Genomic DNA, 18557 nt, shown 5'->3' with positions numbered 1-18557 from the left:
AGTAACACTTTAAATATCAAAGCTTTGGAATTATATTGTAATATCAGAAAGTGGAACATAGAACTGGACACCCTAATTGATAAGTATATGGTTCGCCACTTCTCGAAGCCTGGTATTACCGGTTGGGCTCAGGTAACGGGGTTCCGTGGTGAGACGAAGGAGCTCTGGCAGATGGAGGAGCGCATCAAGCGTGACATCTGGTATATCGAGAACTGGTCGTTCTGGCTTGACATCCGTATTATCTTCCAGACAGCCAAGAGTATTATCTGCCCGGATAAAAACGCTTATTAAAAATCTGGGGGACATCAATTACTCCTCTAATGCCTTGATTTGCTTTTTAGGAGTTACACCCAGATTTTTCAGGCTCTCTACCCTTCTCATTACATTGCCGGTACCATCATAAAGCTGCTTTCTTGCCTTATCATAGGTACCGGAGAGGCGGGTTATCAATTCGCCGATTCCTGTAAAGGTATCTTCAAAAGTCGCAACCTTATCATATAGATCGGCTGCCGTCTTCACGATTTTCTCCACATTCTTGTTCTGACGGTCATACTGCCAGAGATTATACGCCAGCTGCAACGCCATCAGGAGATTGCTCGGAGATATGATGATAATCTTCTTCTGATAGGCATAGCGACTCAAATCAGGCTGCTGTTTCATCGCTGCGATATAACTCGTCTCGTTAGGTATGAACATCAGGACGAAACCGATGGCATCTTCTACTAACTTCGAATAATCCTTCTCCGCTAACTCATCGATGTGCTTGCGCACACTCTGGGCATGCGACTTCATCAACCTCTCCCGCTCCTCATCGGTCTCTGCCGCCAAGGCATCGGTATAGGCGGTGAGAGATACCTTGCTATCTATCACCACGCTCCTGCCTTCCGGGAAGCGGACGATGACATCGGGACGGAAGTTTTTGCCGTTCTCATCCTTGGTGTTCTCCTGGATAAAGAACTCCTCGTCCTTTCGCAAACCACTGTTTTCCAGGATGGTTTCCAATACCATCTCGCCCCAGTCGCCCTGCATCTTGCTGTCGCCCTTCAAAGCCTTGGTAAGGTTGGCGGCATCGGAACCGATCTTAGAGGTCTGCTCCTTCAGACTTGTTACTGCCTGCTGCTGTTCCTGCTGGAAGAGTTTCATCGTAGCCTCGAAGGTACTCTGCAGCTCCTTCTTATTCACCTCGTTCTGGGTCTTGCTCTCTTCTACCGATTTCTTGAAATCGGCAAACTGCTCCTTGATAGGTTTCAGAAGTTCATCCATCTGGAGTCGGTTGTTTTCCTGGAGTGCCGACTGCTTGGCAGCGAGCTGTTCGGCAGCAGCTTTCTGCTGTTCGATGGTCATGCGATGCATCTCCTGCTTCAGGCTTTCGAGTTTCTGCGCCCACTGCTGGTTGCTTTCTGCACGGAGCTTTTCGGCAAACAGCCGTTCGTTCTCCATCTGGGCTTTCAAGCCCTGGATCTCTGAGGTATAAGATTGTTTCAATGATTGAACCTCAGCAGCATGATGCAGATTACTCTGTTCGATGTTAGCCTGCAGCACCTGAGCCTTTGCAATGAGCTGCGTTTTCTCCTCTCCCGCCTTTTTGGCTTCCATCAGCTTGCCGACGAAGAATCCGATGGCAAGACCTATAACGATTCCTATTACTATTTCCATTTATCTTTGTTTTAAATGATTCTGTATATCTGCCAAAATTATGATGTGCAAAATTAATGCTTTCAAAACATAACACCAAACATCATGGGGGATTCTTGTAGATATTTAACTATTATGGAAAAAACAGGTAGAAATATGAGATTAAATGAAAATTTTGCATTATCTTTGCAGAAATAATTGAAACAAAATAAAGATATAGACTATGATCAAAAGATTATTATCCTTTTTAGACGCTTCGCCAGTGAACTTCCTGGCTGTGAAGAATATCTCTGAGGAATTGGAGAAGAAGGGGTTCAGACGATTGAACCCTCAGGAGCCATTGGGCAAGGTTGTGGCTGGTGACAAGTTCTTCGTTACCAAGAACGACTCTTCTATCTATGCTTTCCAAATCGGAAAGAAGGCGCTGGCTGATGCCGGCTTCCACATGATCTGCGCTCACTGCGACTCTCCTACCTTCCGCATCAAGCCTAACGCTGAGATAACTTGCGAGGGCGGTATCGTGAAACTGAATACCGAGGTTTATGGCGGTCCGATTATGTCAACCTGGTTCGACCGTCCACTCACCCTGGCGGGTAGAGTGATCGTAAAGGGCGAGGATGCGATGCATCCGAAGACTCTCCTGATCCATATCCAGCGACCTCTGCTGCAGATCAGTAATCTCGCTATCCACTTCAACCGTCAGGTGAACGATGGCGTGAAGCTGAGCAGGCAAAAGGATGTGCTCCCTATCCTCGGCATCATCAATGATGAACTGGAGAAGGGTAATCTGCTGATGAACGTGATTACCGGTGAACTTAATATCCAGAAGGAGGATATCCTCGACTTCGACCTCTATCTGGCTGATGCCACTCCTGCCTGCACCTTCGGTGTGCACGATGAGTTTATCTCTTCGGGAAGACTCGATGACCTGTCGATGTGCTGGGCGGGCGTAGAAGCGATGATTGCAGCAGATGCAACTTCATCTTCAGATGCTACTCGTGTTCTCGCCATCTTCGACAATGAGGAGACGGGTTCGCAGACCAAGCAGGGGGCAGGAAGTCCTTTCCTCTCTTATATGCTGCAGCGCATCGCTCTTGCACAGAGCGGAACGGAGGAGGCGTATTATCAGGCAGTGGAGCGTGCCTTCATGATTTCTGCGGACAATGCGCATGCCTGGCATCCTAACTACAGCGAGAAGTTTGACCCAACGAATCATCCGATGCTGGGGGGCGGTCCGGTCATCAAGTTCAATGCGGCACAGAAGTATGCGAGTGATGCGGTATCTGCTGCCATCTTCGCGAATATCTGTGAGGCAGCGGGTGTGCCTTGTCAGCGTTTCGTGAACCACAGTGATGTGGCTGGCGGAAGCACTTTGGGCAATATCCTCGCCTCTTCCATTCCATTGAAGGGCGTGGACATGGGTAATGCCATCCTCGCCATGCACAGTTGCCGCGAAACAGGCAGCGTGATTGATCACGAATACTGCGTGAAGGCTTTCACGAAGTTCTATCAGTTATAATTTAAAAGCTTTTGCCCTTACAGGGCGACAGGCTTGCATCCATAAATACCCAGGGCGATTGCCCTGGGCTAGGAGCTTCTGCCCTTTACCTTTCCCTTCGGCCGGTGACCGTTGGTTCAGGGCGTATGGGATGTGGCTTATGACACACCCTCTTAACTTTCATTTCTTTTCATACCCCTTATTCTGCACGAGCTTGGGATTCAGGTCGAGGCATTTCTGAGGAATCGGGAAAAGAATACTGGAATCATCACCCTTGCAGACCTTTGCCTTCTCCTTCATCAACAATACCTCGGGATAACAGAAACGGAAGAGCGGCTTGAGATGCTCCGTTTCTACCAGATGGGAACCGCCATTCTCACGAAGCAACCTTGCATAAGTGGAACTATCGAATATCTCATTCTCCTCCAAACCATACCCTTCTGCGGCCAATTTATCACAATAGAAGATACAGGTTTCCCAGGCATTCAATTCCTTGCTGCGATTCTCACCAGCCGTTCCACCATTGAGCAGAGAAGCACCATCGGCCGTCTGAACCACAAAGTGGATTTTCTTACCTTTAGGACGTTTCTTATATCCTCTGGTCCAATCATCAAACGTATAGATTTCAGCATTGAAAGCCAACTTTGCCAACAGGAAGTTGATTACCGGTTGCGTGATTCTTCCCTCATACACTCCAGCATTGGCGCTATGCTCATTCGGAAGATAAGGCAGCGCCTGCTGCAACTCACTGAAGATAAAGCGGAACACCTCGCTCCTTTCGCTTTGCGCACAGAGGTTGACATCGGTAAGCGAAGCCACGGCAATGCCCGAAGCCGCCTCATAGATGGCCGCCTCGCCAGAAGACAGAATCACGGGAATCCTGCCAAAAAGCTCCATCGCCTCGTAATACATCATAGCTCTGATGGCACGCACCTCTGCCTTAAACTGGTCTTTTTGATTCACAGAGAGCAAATCCGACTTGTAATCGATGATATCAAGCGACTGATTCGCCTTTCCTATCACCTGATAGAGATGACTCCACACAGCATAGAGCGAGTCTTCCTCCTCGCTATGCTCTACAAAGTCTATGTCCTGATAGAGAGAAGATACGGTATGGTTGTAGATTTCAGACGCAGAACCATACATGGCATTCCCGTCGAGCTGCTCCTTAGGATGCTCATTCGCACAAGAAGAGAATACCATGAGAGTCCCCAGCATGAGGATCCAAATGCAAATACGTGAAATCTTCATAACCATATCTACAGTAATTTGGGTAAAACATAATCCAACTGCAAATATACAAAAAAGAAAGATAGAAGATGTAAAAAAGGCAGAAAACTTATGCAAAATTTGCGTATAGGCTGATAAAAACGGAAAAAGGAAGCCAAGACAAATACAAACTTGCCCGACTTCCTTTTGTTTCATTTATATAAACGAGAACCACTATACCAAGGTTCCGTGCTTATCTATGTTAATTATCATTTCTATGTTAATTATCTCTTCACTCTCAATCCATTCTCGATGCTAGAGAGTTCATCGAAGAACTCGGCATCAATCTTCAGTCGCTCCTCTACCTTGGCGCAACTGTGGATAACCGTGCTATGATCGCGATTACCAATGAGTTTGCCCACTCTGGAAGCAGGCATCTTGATGAGTTTCTGAGCCATGAACATCGCCACCTGACGCGCCTCCACGTACTCACGCTTGCGGCTCTTACTGTTGACTGCAGCCACCGTTACCTTGTAATGATTGCAGACCGCCTCCACGATTTCATCGAGGGTGAGCACCTTGTTGCTCTCCTCAACCTTGACGGCACGCTTGATGACACGCTCAGCCAGTCGGATATCGATGCTGCTGTTATATACGATACTGTAAGCCAGCAAGCCATTGATGGCACCCTGGAGATCACGCACACTGCCGTTGCAGGTCTGTGCGATGAAGGAAACCACATCCTTCGGAATCTTCAGTCCATCCTTGCGCACCTTGTTGCTCACGATATCGATGCAGAGTTCCACATTCGGCTTCTCCAACTCCGCCACCAGTCCACAAGAGAAACGGGTGATGAGTCGGTCTGGCATATCCTTGAGTTCTACCGGAGGTCGATCGCTCGCCAGAATGATACGCTTTCCGTTACGGAAGAGGTGATTGAAGATGTGGAAGAAGGTATTCAAGGTCTTCGCCTTGCCTGCCCAATCCTGCACATCATCCACGATGAGCACATCGATAGACTGGTAGAAATTGATGAAATCATTGCTCGCATTATGCAGCACCGCATCGGTATATTGGGTCTGGAAGAGGCGGGCACTGACATAAAGCACACGCTTCTGCGGATACATCTGCTTGGTTTTCAGACCAATAGCATTCACCAGGTGAGTCTTTCCGCTACCAGAAGGACCATAGATGAACATCGGGTTGAACTGCGTGGTATTCGGATGCTCAGCGATAGACAATCCCACCGAACGTGGCAGCTTGTTGCTGTCACCCTCCATATAATTATTGAAGGTGAGTTTCGGATCAAGTTGGGTATCAATGTCTTCAAGCTGCTGTGGTTCTGCCGGGTTAGCCTGTGTCTGTGGCTGCTGTGCCAATCTCCTGCGCTCAGCCTCATCAATATCAGCCGGATCAGCTTCCACATCCTGGGTCAACCTGTGTTCCTTATCCGTTACCACACGATAAGTGAGCCGGATGCCATCGCCGAAATTGCGATGAAGGACCTTGCTCAACAAGCCAACATAGTTCTGTTCCAAGTATTCATATACAAATGGACTTGGAACTTGAACCAACAGAGTCTTGGTCGAAGGCTTGTACGACTCAAAGACTATCGGTCGAAACCATGTATTATATTGCTGCTCTGACACATTATCCTTTATAAGCAAAAGACTATTGTCCCAAAGCGCTTTTGGACTTGCTAACATTGACACTATTTACTTCTTATTTAATTGATTTTTTACCTTAACACTACATCAGATTGCACCACCTGGTGTAAATCGACTGCAAAATTACAAAAAAAAGCCCAAAGTAGCAAATCGGGCTATTTATAATATTTTAAGACTCCCATGATAACTACCTCATAATCAAGCAACTAAGAAAGTTATCCACAATTGCGTTTTAGGGGCAGTGAAACAATTTCGAAACACCCCGAAATAGCTAAAAAACAACAAGTTCTGTAGCTATTCCGGGGCGTGAAACATTGCCTTTATTATTTAGACAAAATTTATTTTGGCATTTTCCTCAAAGAAGCCTTCAAAACGGCATATCCGAGTCTCTACTTGTCTTTCTTTCCAAAAACTGAGAAGTGAACATAGCGCTTTGGATGCGCCTTGAGATCGATGACCAGAGAGTCGGCATGCGACATGGTTGAGTTCAGATTCTCATAGAGGCGGGTATCGTTCATGAGGAGACCGAGGCTACCCTTTCCGCTGTTCAACTGCTCGGTGAACTTCTGTGCACCATCGAGGGTGGCATTCACACGGTCGAGTGTGCCCTGCACATCGAGGCTCGCCAGATTAGAGGTGAGTCGGTTGGTATTGTCGAGAACGCCATTCGCCTTCTTCATCATACCTGGAACCTGCCTGTTCAATCCAGCCATCAGGGTATTCAGCTCACGGGTGGAAACGGTGAGGTTGCTGGTGATGGTCTCCACATTGTGGAGGGAAGCAGCCAGGGCAGGATCAGCCAGAAGTGCATTGACACTGGTGAGGATGGAATCCAGCTTAGGCAGCATCTTCTCGACTACCGGAATCATTTCAGCAGCCTTGCCCATCATACCGGAATTCACCATACCAGGGATGATGCCGCCCGGTTCGATACGCTCGCGAGGATTGTTGGCAAGCAGGAGACTAACCTGGAGATTGCCCATGATATCCTTAGAAATCTCTGCGGTACTACCCGCAGGGATTCTCAGATCCTTATTGATATCCACCTTGACCTTGATGGGACCCTTTCCTGAATAGTCGAAATCCAGCTGATCCACGGTACCCACCTTGTAACCATCGGCATAGATAGGGGTAGAAGCACCCATCCCCTGGATGTCATCAAACGTCATATAGTAGGTGTTATTGGTAGAGAACAAGTTGATGCCTTTCAGAAAGTTGACTCCGAAGTACATCACCAAGATACCTACAATAGCGACCAACGCTATCCTAATTTCCTTTGTCAGTTTCATATTTATCTATTTTTGTTCTTTTTATTATACCTATTTATATAGAGCGAATCACAGGCTGCCCGAAAAAGGGAGCTACCGGTTGCGGTTCTGCTTGAACTCCCGGATAGCCTGGTTCACGTCATATTTCTGTCCGTTCTTGAAGGCGATGATGAAAGCCTCCGGAAACTTATCCAGCTTTTCCTTGCGCAGGCGATAGATTTCGTTGTAATTGGTGGATGCACCCAGGGTGTATTTCACCAGATTGCCTTCCTGGAAACTATCGTAATCGGTTTCGCCCTTGAAATGAGCATCTCCCTTGCGAAGGTTTCTACTACCTACGAAAATCTGAAGCTTGAAGACCGGCGCATCGGCTATCTCAGCCTTCTTCACCTCCTTCTTCGGTTCCTGCTTCTTCACCTCCCGCTTTGGCTCAGGCTTTTTCACTTTCTTCTCCACCCGCTTTGGCTGTTCAGGCGTTGCCTCTTCACGCTTCGGATGCTCTACCCTCGTTACGGCACGAGTCTTAGGCGCAGGTTCCTGATCAGGAACAATCTTCGGCAGATTCACGTCTTCGGAATCCTTGGCACGATAAGGAATGGAAACCGATCTGTCGTACTTATTCTTGTATTTTGCGAAAGCCTCGTAGATGCCACGGGCGATATCATCCACTCTGCTGTCATTGTTGAGCAGGCGCTCTTCATCAGGAGTGGTGATGAATCCCAACTCAATGAGGCAGCCCGGCATGGAAGTCTCTCTCAAGACCAGGAATCCCGCCTGATGCACGCCCTTGTCGGGACGGTTGGCACCATCGCAGACACCTCGCTGAATCATTCGTGCCAGATCTACGCTGCGCTCCATGTTCTTGCCCTGGATGAACTCGAAGATGATATAGCTCTCAGAAGAGCGGGGATCGAAGCCCTGATATCTCTGCTGATAGTCCTTCTCCATCGAGATGACGGAGTTTTCCCGCATCGCCACATCGAGATTATCCTTGGCACGGTGCATACCGAGAGTATAGATTTCGAAGCCACGAGCCACCTTTCCTGCCGGCAAGGCATTGGTATGCACGGAGATAAAGAGATCGGCATTGGCACGGTTGGCGATATTCGCACGCTCATTGAGCGGGATGAAGACATCCTTCGTGCGGGTATAGATGACTCTTACCTCCGGGAGATTCTGCTCCACATACTTACCGAAGCGCAAGGCAACGGCAAGATTGATATTCTTTTCCTTGGATATGGCTCCGAGTGCTCCGGCATCATGGCCACCATGACCAGGGTCGATGACCAGCGTGAATCGCTTATTGGCAGCTAACGATGTCATTACAAACATGCACATCAAAGCCCATATCAGTGTTACTTTCTTACACATACTTTCTGATGATTTTGCAAAATTACTACTTTATTATCAGAAAACCTAATTCTAACTATAAGTTTTATCATTTGTTAATACAACCTCTACCCCTGCGCCGTCGCTATCGGCACCCATCGGTGGATTCACCTTGGTGATAGAGAGCTGGAGTTTCTGGATTTCCGGGAAATCGGAAAAGAGCCTATGGGCGATTCTGCCTGCCACATGCTCCAGGAGCTTGCTGGGCACCGCCATTTCTTCTCTTACCTTCTGATAGACCTCGGCATAATTGAGGGTTCCCTGAAGATCATCGGTCTTCATGGCAGAAGAGAAGTCATAATCCAGCACCAGGTTGACAAGATAATCGTTGCCTACGATTCCCTCCTGCGGCAATACGCCATGAAAAGCGTGGAAACGCACATTCCTGAGGTATATCTTACTGCTCATCAATTTCATCTTCAGTCTCCTTATTGTCTATTCCATTTTCCTTGTTTTCTATTTCGTTTTCTTCGGAGAGATACTTTTTCAAGGCTCTTTCCACGCCTACCCGCCAGGTGTTGAGGGTTTCGGAGGTGAGCTGAAGCTGATTGACCAGCTTGATGACGTGGGCAACCGGCATACGATAGCGCAGAACGCCGGATATGAGCTTGGCATAGTTCCAATACTCGGGATTGAACTTCTCGCTCAATCCTTCGACGGTAATTTTGTAGCCGCGCTTGTTGACAAACTGGAAATCGTATCTTTTCTGGCCCTCCGGGAGAACCGTCTTGATGATTTTGCCCTTGGTGACAGACTTGGGGAGCATGATGCCTTCATCCTCATCCTGCAAACCGGTGAATATCTCGTAGGGATGACCATTGAGCAATCCGACCAAAGCCACCCATCTCTCCTTATTGTTCTGGTATCTTACCACATCGCACTCCAATTCCTTAGGTCGAACCTCTACCACTTCCGGGCTGCCGATTGATTTCTGCGTTTCTTCGGAAACAAGTTTCGCCAATGGAAGATGGAGCTTATGCCAATCGACATTCTGAGCATCGAAATGCCCGTGCAGCTCAGCCAATCGGGTCTTCAAATCTTTCATCAAGGCGTGGCTCGCCTCTTCGAAAGTCATATTTTCAGTATATTCCATATTAAACGTTTAATAATTAGCTGCAAAATTAAAACAATATTTCTAAAATATGAAACGTTTGAGCAGATATTTCATCAAAAAACGCACGAAAAGCTCATTATGAAGCAAAAAATGTAAAAGAACCGTGTTCTTTTTGGGAAACTTGCATTATCTTTGCATAAGATATTAGAAAAAGAAACAAGATATGGAATCAATCAAGAAAAGAACCTCGATTCGCAAATATGCAGACAGAGAGGTAACAGAAGAACTTTTGAACAGATTGCTGGAAGAGGCGATGCGTACTCCTACCATGGGAAACCTGCAGCTCTACAGCGTAGTGGTAACCCGCAGCGAAGAGGGAAAGAAGGCTTTGGCACCTGCCCACTTCAACCAGCCGATGGTGACAGGCGCTCCTGTGGTACTCACCATCTGCGCCGACTACCGCCGCACCACCCTCTGGGCAGAAAACCGCAAGGGAACCCCGGGATACGACAACATTCTCTCGTTTATGAATGCGGCTACCGATGCCCTGCTCTTCACGCAGACTTTTACCAATCTGGCAGAAGAGGCGGGTCTGGGAACCTGCTTCCTGGGCACCACGGTGTATATGCCGAAAATGATCATCGACACCCTGAAGTTGCCGAAGCTGGTAATGCCTGTGGCTACCCTTACCATCGGATGGCCGGATGAGCAGCCTGCCCAGAACGACCGTCTGCCATTGAGAAGCATCATCCACAACGAGCATTTCGAGGATTATACCCCAGAAAAGATTGATGACTTCTATGCCGAGAAGGAAGCACTGGAAGAGAACCAGGAGTTTGTACGCATCAACAACGTAGAAACATTAGCCCAGGTTTTCACCGATATCCGATATACCAAGAAGGATTGCGAAGCCATGAGCATCGGATTCCTCGATGCCCTCAAGCAGCAGGGATTCCTTTAGTTCGGAAGTTAAAGGAGTCAAAGGAGTTAAGACAAATGTCTTACTGCAAAAAAATAGCGCATCAGCAAGTTAATCTCGCTGATGCGCTTTTTTATTTTACTTTCAGTTTTACTTATTGAAACCTGTAATCTCTACGTAAGGAGCCTGATTTCTGCCATCCTCATCACGATAAGATACCTTGATAGTCTTGCACTCGTTCGGCATCAGACAGAAATAGTTATCGCTGTAGATAACAGGGAGGATCTGCTCACCATCTCCACCCTTCAGGTTCAGGCGAACCAAGAGGGCAGGTACATTGCCGGTATTGCGGATCTCTACCTCGCCAACCCACTCTTCGCCCTGCTGAACGAAACGCTTTCCGCTGACAGCAACATCTGCCTTTGGCAACTTAGAGAGTGCCTGGAGATTATCCTCTTCCTTACCCATCACATAGAAGTTGTCTGAAACCACCTGGTTGTTCTGCTCCAGAGTCAACTTGATGTAGTAAACCTCCTCATCCGGCTCGCTTACGCTAACGGCATCGAGGGTCTGGTCTTCCGCCACATTCACTTCCTTGCTCTCCTCCTTGATCAACTTTCCGTACATATCAAAGACCTGAGCCTTGGCAACCAAGCCATCCTTGGCACCACCGGCGAAGTTGACCACCTCGGCAACCTTCTTCACTGGGTTGTACTGGATATGCAATGGTTCGCAAGCCTTCTTCACACCAAAGTATGCTGCAGTTGGCTCGAAGTAATAATCGTAGGTACACCATACCATACTTGGCCAGCAGGCATGACTCATCCAGATGAGCAGACCAAGACGGTCCTGCTGAGAAGACTCGTACATCGCACGGTAGCCATCATAGTTGAGCCACTGTGCCCACTTGGTAAACTGCTCAGCACTCTGAGGCTTGCCATAACGTTTCTCCATGATGTTGTTGAAAGACTCACCACCCTGGGCGCCCTTCAATGTATAGTCATGCTGTCCCCAAGCATCGCTCTGTGGCCACAGATGCTCCGGTTCCATCATTCTGCTCAGAGACTCGAAGGTAGGCACATTCGGCATACCACGCTCTGAATGCAGCTTATGGCTCTGGTTAGCGAAGTAGAAAGATGGTGACTTCATCTGATAAGGACCATGGCCGCTGACACCGAGGTCGGCTGAGCTAGGAATATAGCCCAACTGTGGATGGATATCCTTGACCTGCTCTCTCAGCACCTTGTCGATGGATGCAGGAGGGAAACCCTCGTTTCTACCGCAATAGATACCGATACAAGCATGGCTGCGGATGCGGGAGATGTAATCGGCAGAGTTCTCGAGGAACATCTTGTCGTCATCAGGATCCGGTCCGTCCCATGGGTTAGCCAACCAGAAGTCCTGCCAGATCATGATACCATACTTATCGCATGCCTCATACAGCTCCTCATCACCAATCTGACCCACCCAGTCGCGAATCATATTGTAGTTCATCTCCTTATGGTAGCGAACGGCAGCATCGTATTCACGTCCACGGTAGTTGAGGTTGGTCTCGGAGAATCCCCAGTTACCACCCAATGGATTCAATCGCTTGCCATTGATGTAGATCTTGGTCTGGGTATCCAGGTCGGCATAGCTCATCTGGCGGATACCCGCCTTATAGTTGACCTCAGAGATTACCTCGCCTGAAGCCTTGTCTGACACCTTGAAACCGGCATCATATAAATAAGGAGAACCATAGCCGTTAGGCCACCAGAGATTCATGCGCTGGTTCTTGAGCTGAGGATAATCAGCAGGAGCGAAAGCCACCTCACGCTTCTCGTTTGGCTGCAGGCTAACTTCCTGCTCGAACTGGATCTTGCCGATAAAACCGGAAAGCTTCACAGTCTTAGCCACGGCATCTGCATTCTTCAGGAAGACAGATGGAGTCATGGTTGCCAATGTATCCGGCAGATTCAAAGTAGATGTTACCAGCGGATCGGAAACGCTCACACCGTTATCGTGGGTGAGATAGACATCATTCCAGATACCGATTTCACGACCTGGGGTATTGGTAATCCAGTCCCAGCCGATAGATGCGTGGAAGGTTGGGTTATCAGCACCCAACTCACCACCATTGAGGTCGGTATTCTGGAGATTCTTCTGTTTCACCACGCCGAAGTGGGCATTCTTGATGACATGCACCTCGAGCTTGTTGGTACCCGTCTTCAACTTCTTGGTCACGTCGATACGAGAGCGGATAAAGGCACCGTCGATCCTGCCAATCTTCTCACCATTGAGGAGGATATCCGCCTTCCAATTGATACCATCGAAGTTGAGATAGGTATGCTGGTTCTTGTTGGCTGATGGCTGATGGTTGATGGTAGTACGATACCAGAAATCAGAGTTGAAGAACGACTCGGAAATCTGTCGCATATTATCATCGTAGCGGTTATCAGGCACCGCACCGATATTCATATAGCTGGTAAGCACGGTTCCAGGAACGGTAGCCTGAATCCAGGCATCACTTCCCTCACGGCGCAGCTGCCACTGGTTGAGCATCTGCTTGCCATCCTTAGAAGCCAAAGTGTTGGCTGCCTCGGCACGCAAGCCACCCTTACCCATCACCTGCATCTCAGACAAGGCATAGCGACCGGAAGCATCCGGCTGGGTAAGCAGCAATCTCACATATCTGCCATGCCCCTTGCAAGCCACCTTCTCGGTCAAGCCCTTCTGCTTCTGCTGACCCAGGGTAGCAATATCACTCCAGTTTCTGGCATCGCTGGAAACCTGAATCTTGCCCTGGCGAGCCTTGTTGACCCAGAAGAGATTCACCTGATCGAAATCAGCCACAGTACCCAGATCTACATAGAGCCACTGATCATTCTTTGCCAATTCTGACTTCCATACACTGGAGAAGTGCATGGATGGACGCCAGGAAGTGGTATTATCGATGAGTTTGACGCGCCACCACGCTGCACCCGGCATAGTAAATTCGATGCGTACGTGCTCGTAGTTGCCCGGTTTCTTCAAAGGAATGGAAACATTCAGCTTGCGGAGCGGCAGGCGCACCACATCCTGGAACTTGTTTGGGTCGGAACTTACCTGCTGTTTGGTAGCCTCGCCAGGAAGTCCGGTGCCTTTCTCTTCTCCCAGCACCTCCCATTTCTGACCATTGTGTGACCCCATCACACGAATCACATACCCCTGAGTAGCCTTGTCCTGATAGTAAGCCAATTCACCTGTAAACTTCAGGTTTCTGAGGTTTACCTTCATGGCTTCCCAATTGAACTCAGCAAAAGCCTTCTCGCCCTTGATATACTGACTGGTGACCGTGTTGCCATCAATCATCTTCTCCTTGTCACGGTTGGACAACTCGCCTTCATTCGTTCTTACACTTAGGAAGGAAGGAGCCTTGCTGGTGATGATACCATCTGTTACCAGATGACCTGTAAGATTGAAATCGGCATTCGAGGAAGTATATACCATACGGTTCAAGGCAATGTTCCTATAGGTATCATCTTTCATCATTTGAGGAGCCGTAAACTGAGACGGGCGTCCCGGATACTGTCCGATACCCCTTGTCCCGGTCTGATCGTCGGCATAAGTCAAGCCCAGAGCCTGGCTGAGTAAAGCTATAACCACAACTGCTTTCTTCATTATTTTTTAAGTTTAAGTAATATACTAAGTTTTGTGCAAAGTTACAAAAAAAAATCATACGTGCAAATATTTTAAACCAATTTATTTATTCTTGCGTATTTTAGGGGCAAAAACTACTCAACGACGATTGGCTTGTACTTAGGCACCAATGCCTTCATGCTACACCAGCCTACGAGGTAAGCCACGCTGCAGATGCAGAATACAATCATATAAGCACCTGGCTTGCCATCGAAGCCCATGAAGGTGAAGGCAGAACCCTGCCCCTCTGCGTAGGTGAAGAGCATACCGGAACCCTTGTTGATGAGGAAAGAACCGATACCACCCGCCATGGTACCGATACCAGTGATGGTAGCCACAGTTGACTTAGGGAACATATCACCGATGGTAGAATAGAGGTTGGCAGACCAAGCCTGATGACCAGCACCGAGCAAACCGATGATGACAGCTGGCCACCATGCACTGTACTCACCCATAGGCTGAGCTATCAGACCGAGCAATGGGAAGCAAGCGAAGATCAACATCGCACGCATTCTACCGATATATGGATTCATCCCCTTCTTATCTACAAAATAGGTTGGCAAATAACCGCCACCAATACTCAATACCGTAACAATCGCATAAAGAGTGAAAATGAGGGCGATACCCATACCAGAGTCTGAAGAGTAACCATACTGATCAGAGAAGTAAGCAGGAGCCCAGAAGAGGAAGAACCACCATACACCATCGGTCATCAACTTACCCACGATGAACGACCAGGTCTGGCGATAGCTGAAACACTTGAGGAAGCCGATTGTCTTCTCCTCAGAAGCCTCTACAGTCTCAGCTTTCTCAGCCTCAACCTTCTCCATATCTTCATCCTGCTCAATGTAAGTAAGCTCAGCCTTGTTTACATGCTTGCTCTGAGAAGGCTTCTCATAAAGCCACACCCAGAGACCCATCCATACATAACCGAGCACACCGATGATGAAGAAAGCCCACTCCCAGCCCATGCAGCGAGCCAGCAATGGAATGGTAGCTGGAGCTGCCAAGGCACCAACAGATGCACCACTGTTGAAGATAGCTGTAGAGAAAGCACGGTCTTTCTTTGGGAAATACTCAGCGGTTACCTTGATGGCTGCAGGGAAGTTACCAGCCTCACCCACAGCAAGAATCAAGCGGCAAGAGAGGAACAACCATACACTGATGGTGGCAATAGCTACAGCTGCATCACTGCCAGCCTGTACCAGGCGGAGTGCCTCGATAGAATCGTAACCCTCGATCTGCATAGCTACCCAACCGCAACCTGCGTGCATCACAGCACCGGTTGACCATACGAAGATGGCGATGAGATAACCCTTCTTGGTACCCATCCAATCCACGAACTTACCTGCAAAGAGGTTGGCGATGGCATAGAAGATTGAGAAAAGACCGGTAATCGTACCATAGTCGTCATCAGTCCAGTGGAATTCTGGAGCGATGAAGTCTTTCCATGTTAATGACAGAACCTGACGGTCCATGTAATTGACTGTGGTAGCAATGAAAAGCAACGCACAGATTACCCAACGGAAGTTGGACATTTTACTCGTTGAAATAGGACTCATTTGCCTTAGTTTTTAGATGATTTGTTGGTTGCAAAGATACACTTTTTTATTCATATTCAATACGTTTTAATGGAAAAAATTACGTAAAAAAGAATCCCATCCGAACTTTTCGGATGGGATTTATCGTTTTTTATACGTTTTTGCACGATTTATTGTCGCCAGCAACGCTTCTTTTCACGCTTAATCCTGGTAATAAACCCTCTTCACTCGGTTGCTGATGGTGGTCAGCACTTCGTAAGGAATTGTCTCCAGAATATCACTCAACACCTGAACAGGAAGATGCTCGCCGAAGATTTCCACGCTATCACCTTCCTTACAGTTGATGCCGGTGACATCAATCATCGCCACATCCATACAGATGTTGCCTACATAATCTGCCTTCTTACCATTGACCAGACAGTAGGCATGGCGATTGCCGAGACGGCGGTTCAAGCCATCAGCATATCCGATAGGAATGGCAGCGATGACACTGTCCTTATCGAGGATGGTCTTGCGACTGTAGCCCACACTATCGCCCGCCTTCACGTTGTGCATCTGGAGAATGGTAGTCTTCAGGGTGCTCACGCAGTTGATGGTCTTGTTGTTGCGGGAGTTGATGCCATAGAGTCCGAGACCCAGGCGGCACATATCCAACTGGCGCTCCGGGAAGTGCTCGATACCTGCCGAATTGCAGATATGGCGCAGGATCTTATGGTCGAAGGCAGCCTGCAACTGTCGGCTTCCCTTATCGAAGAGTTCAAACTGATGGGCAGAGAAGTCATCGAAACTATCGTCATCGCTTCCCACGAAGTGAGAGAAGACAGAACGAGGGATGATGGCATTCTGATGCTTCAGCTTACCGATAAGCTCCTCCATATCGTTTTCAGGATCGAAGCCCATGCGATGCATACCGGTATCGAGCTTGATGTGAACAGGGAATCCTGTAACACCCTCCTTCTCTGCAGCCTTGATGAGCGCATCGAGCAATCGGAAAGAATATACCTCAGGCTCCAGGTCGTAATCGAACATGGTCTTGAAGGCTGTCATTTCCGGGTTCATGATCATGATGTTGCTGGTGATACCGTTCTTGCGAAGGGTGACACCCTCATCGGCAACAGCCACAGCCAGATAATCTACACGATGATCCTGCAGGGTCTTGGCAATCTCTACCGCTCCAGCGCCATAGCCATCCGCCTTGATCATGCAGACCAGTTTGGTTTCCGGCTTCATGAAGGCACGGTAGTAGTTGAGGTTGGCAACCACCGCATTCAGGTTGACCTCGAGGGTGGTTTCATGCACCTTCTGCACCAGCAGTTCGGTAAGCTGATCGAAACCAAACTGGCGGGCACCCTTCAAGAGGATGACCTCATCGCGGAGGGAGGCAAAGACCTCGCTATTGATAAACTCCTCCACATTCGGGAAGAAGAACTTTTCTGAAATCTGAATCGTATCATGCTGTTTGCAGAGTTCCGGACCGATACCGATGAACTTCACTACGCCACGCTTGCGGGCAAGATCGCTCACCTCTTTATATAGCGCCTCGGGAGTCTGACCGCTCTGATAGATATCACTCAAGATCAAAGTATGGCGACGACCACGATGATCAGGACGGCGGTTCATGAAGTCGAGAGCGATGTCGAGTGAGTTGATATCGCTGTTGTAACTGTCGTTGATGAGTGTACAGCCATGCTGCCCCACCTTTACCTCCAGTCGCATCGCAACCGGTTCGAGCTGTGCCATACGCTTGTCGATATCCTCGGCAGAGAGTCCGATCTTGGAAGCGACAGCAGCACAGATGATGGAGTTCTGGATGGAAGCATCATCGATGAAAGGAATGGAGAAGCTATCTTCTACACCTTTATATATATAGGTGATGACGCTCACGCTCTGCTGCTTCTCAATCTTCTTGACATAGAAAGGAGCCTCAGGGTTCTGGAGCGACCAGAAGAGTTTTTCGCCTTTATAATCAGGATATTCAGCCACCACCTTGGTAATCACCTCATCATCGCCATCATAAACCACGGTTTCAGCATCATGGAAGAGGATGAGCTTCTCACGGCACTTCTCCTCCAGGGAAGAGAAGTTCTCCTGATGGGCTGAACCCACATTGGTAAGAACGGCGATGGTAGGCTGGATGATGTCACGGAGGGCAAGCATCTCGCCAGGCTGACTGATACCCGCCTCGAAGACACCTACCTGGGTCTGCTCGTTCATCAGCCAGACAGACAATGGCACACCTATCTGGGAATTGTAACTGCGAGGGCTGCGGGTAACGAACATGCTTGGCGAGAGCAGCTGATAGAGCCACTCCTTGACCATCGTCTTGCCGTTGGAACCCGTAATACCCACGATAGGGATATTGAATTCATCACGATGGCGTTCAGCCAGACGCTGAAGAGCCTCCAACGTATTGACCACCTTCAGGAAGTTAGCCTCCGGATAATCAGAAGCATAGCCTTTAGGGACATCAGTTACCACAAAGTTTTTCACACCTCTACGATACAGTTCAGGGATGTAGTTATGACCATCATTGCGCTCAGACTTGAGTGCAAAAAACAGAGTTTCCTCTGGGAAACAAAGAGAACGACTATCGGTCAGGATAAAACCGATGTTGGTATCATTGTCTCCATAGCGACGCGCACCTATCAGTGTGGTTACCTTTTCAATAGTATATGTCATTGTCTTAATACTTTAAATGTTCTATATTATGCTTTTGGGCT

General features: G+C 48.3%; 12 protein-coding genes and 1 pseudogene. 3 read left to right on the top strand and 10 right to left on the bottom strand.

Annotated elements, in window-relative coordinates:
- On the top strand, positions 1-291 hold a 291-nt coding region (locus AAAT87_RS04745), incomplete at its 5' end, for a sugar transferase (protein ID WP_349225775.1).
- 18 nt (positions 292-309) lie between these two features.
- Here the strand turns inward: AAAT87_RS04745 and AAAT87_RS04740 are convergent.
- The gene (locus tag AAAT87_RS04740) at positions 310-1656 is read right to left on the bottom strand and encodes a DNA recombination protein RmuC (protein ID WP_349225774.1); all 1347 of its coding nucleotides are present in this window, start codon (positions 1654-1656) and stop codon (positions 310-312) included.
- A 202-nt stretch (positions 1657-1858) separates the two neighbouring features.
- Between AAAT87_RS04740 and AAAT87_RS04735 the strand changes: the two genes are divergently transcribed.
- Positions 1859-3154, top strand: a complete 1296-nt coding sequence (locus AAAT87_RS04735; protein ID WP_349225773.1) for a M18 family aminopeptidase — start codon at positions 1859-1861, stop codon at positions 3152-3154.
- 159 nt (positions 3155-3313) lie between these two features.
- Here AAAT87_RS04735 and AAAT87_RS04730 read toward each other — a convergent pair whose 3' ends face one another.
- The 6 genes and pseudogenes from AAAT87_RS04730 to AAAT87_RS04705 all read right to left on the bottom strand — a co-directional run.
- Entirely contained in the window at positions 3314-4384 is a 1071-nt protein-coding gene (locus AAAT87_RS04730) for a RagB/SusD family nutrient uptake outer membrane protein (protein WP_349225772.1), read from the bottom strand.
- Between the two features lie 242 nt (positions 4385-4626).
- Positions 4627-6048, bottom strand: a complete 1422-nt coding sequence (gene dnaA / locus AAAT87_RS04725; RefSeq protein WP_295023856.1) for a chromosomal replication initiator protein DnaA — start codon at positions 6046-6048, stop codon at positions 4627-4629.
- A 350-nt stretch (positions 6049-6398) separates the two neighbouring features.
- Positions 6399-7298 (bottom strand): MlaD family protein, encoded by a 900-nt coding sequence (locus tag AAAT87_RS04720; RefSeq protein ID WP_295023857.1) that lies wholly within the window; start codon positions 7296-7298, stop codon positions 6399-6401.
- 72 nt (positions 7299-7370) lie between these two features.
- Entirely contained in the window at positions 7371-8648 is a 1278-nt protein-coding gene (locus AAAT87_RS04715) for an N-acetylmuramoyl-L-alanine amidase family protein (RefSeq protein ID WP_349225771.1), read from the bottom strand.
- A gap of 51 nt (positions 8649-8699) precedes the next feature.
- On the bottom strand, positions 8700-9083 hold the full coding sequence (gene folB / locus AAAT87_RS04710; protein WP_089543979.1) for a dihydroneopterin aldolase: 384 nt from the start codon (positions 9081-9083) through the stop codon (positions 8700-8702).
- Positions 9064-9585 (bottom strand): annotated as a pseudogene (locus AAAT87_RS04705) (adenosylcobalamin-dependent ribonucleoside-diphosphate reductase); the annotation flags it as partial. The pseudogene AAAT87_RS04705 and the gene folB, both read right to left, overlap by 20 nt.
- Positions 9586-9943: 358 nt before the next feature.
- On the opposite strand from AAAT87_RS04705, the gene AAAT87_RS04700 reads away from it, so the two are divergent.
- A complete protein-coding gene (locus tag AAAT87_RS04700) occupies positions 9944-10681 on the top strand; it encodes a nitroreductase family protein (RefSeq protein ID WP_298530063.1) in 738 nt (245 codons plus the stop codon).
- A 108-nt stretch (positions 10682-10789) separates the two neighbouring features.
- On the opposite strand, the gene AAAT87_RS04695 is transcribed toward AAAT87_RS04700, so the two are convergent.
- From AAAT87_RS04695 to AAAT87_RS04685, 3 genes are all read right to left on the bottom strand, one after another.
- The gene (locus AAAT87_RS04695; protein ID WP_349225770.1) at positions 10790-14278 is read right to left on the bottom strand and encodes a glycosyl hydrolase 2 galactose-binding domain-containing protein; all 3489 of its coding nucleotides are present in this window, start codon (positions 14276-14278) and stop codon (positions 10790-10792) included.
- Between the two features lie 113 nt (positions 14279-14391).
- Positions 14392-15858 (bottom strand): MFS transporter, encoded by a 1467-nt coding sequence (locus AAAT87_RS04690; RefSeq protein ID WP_349225769.1) that lies wholly within the window; start codon positions 15856-15858, stop codon positions 14392-14394.
- Positions 15859-16038: 180 nt separating this feature from the next.
- Entirely contained in the window at positions 16039-18516 is a 2478-nt protein-coding gene (locus tag AAAT87_RS04685; protein WP_349225768.1) for a bifunctional UDP-N-acetylmuramoyl-tripeptide:D-alanyl-D-alanine ligase/alanine racemase, read from the bottom strand.
- Positions 18517-18557: the final 41 nt, after the last annotated feature.

The sequence above is a fragment of the Segatella sinensis genome (assembly GCF_040095255.1).
GTDB lineage: Bacteria > Bacteroidota > Bacteroidia > Bacteroidales > Bacteroidaceae > Prevotella > Prevotella sinensis.
This window is presented reverse-complemented; position numbering and strand designations above follow the sequence as displayed.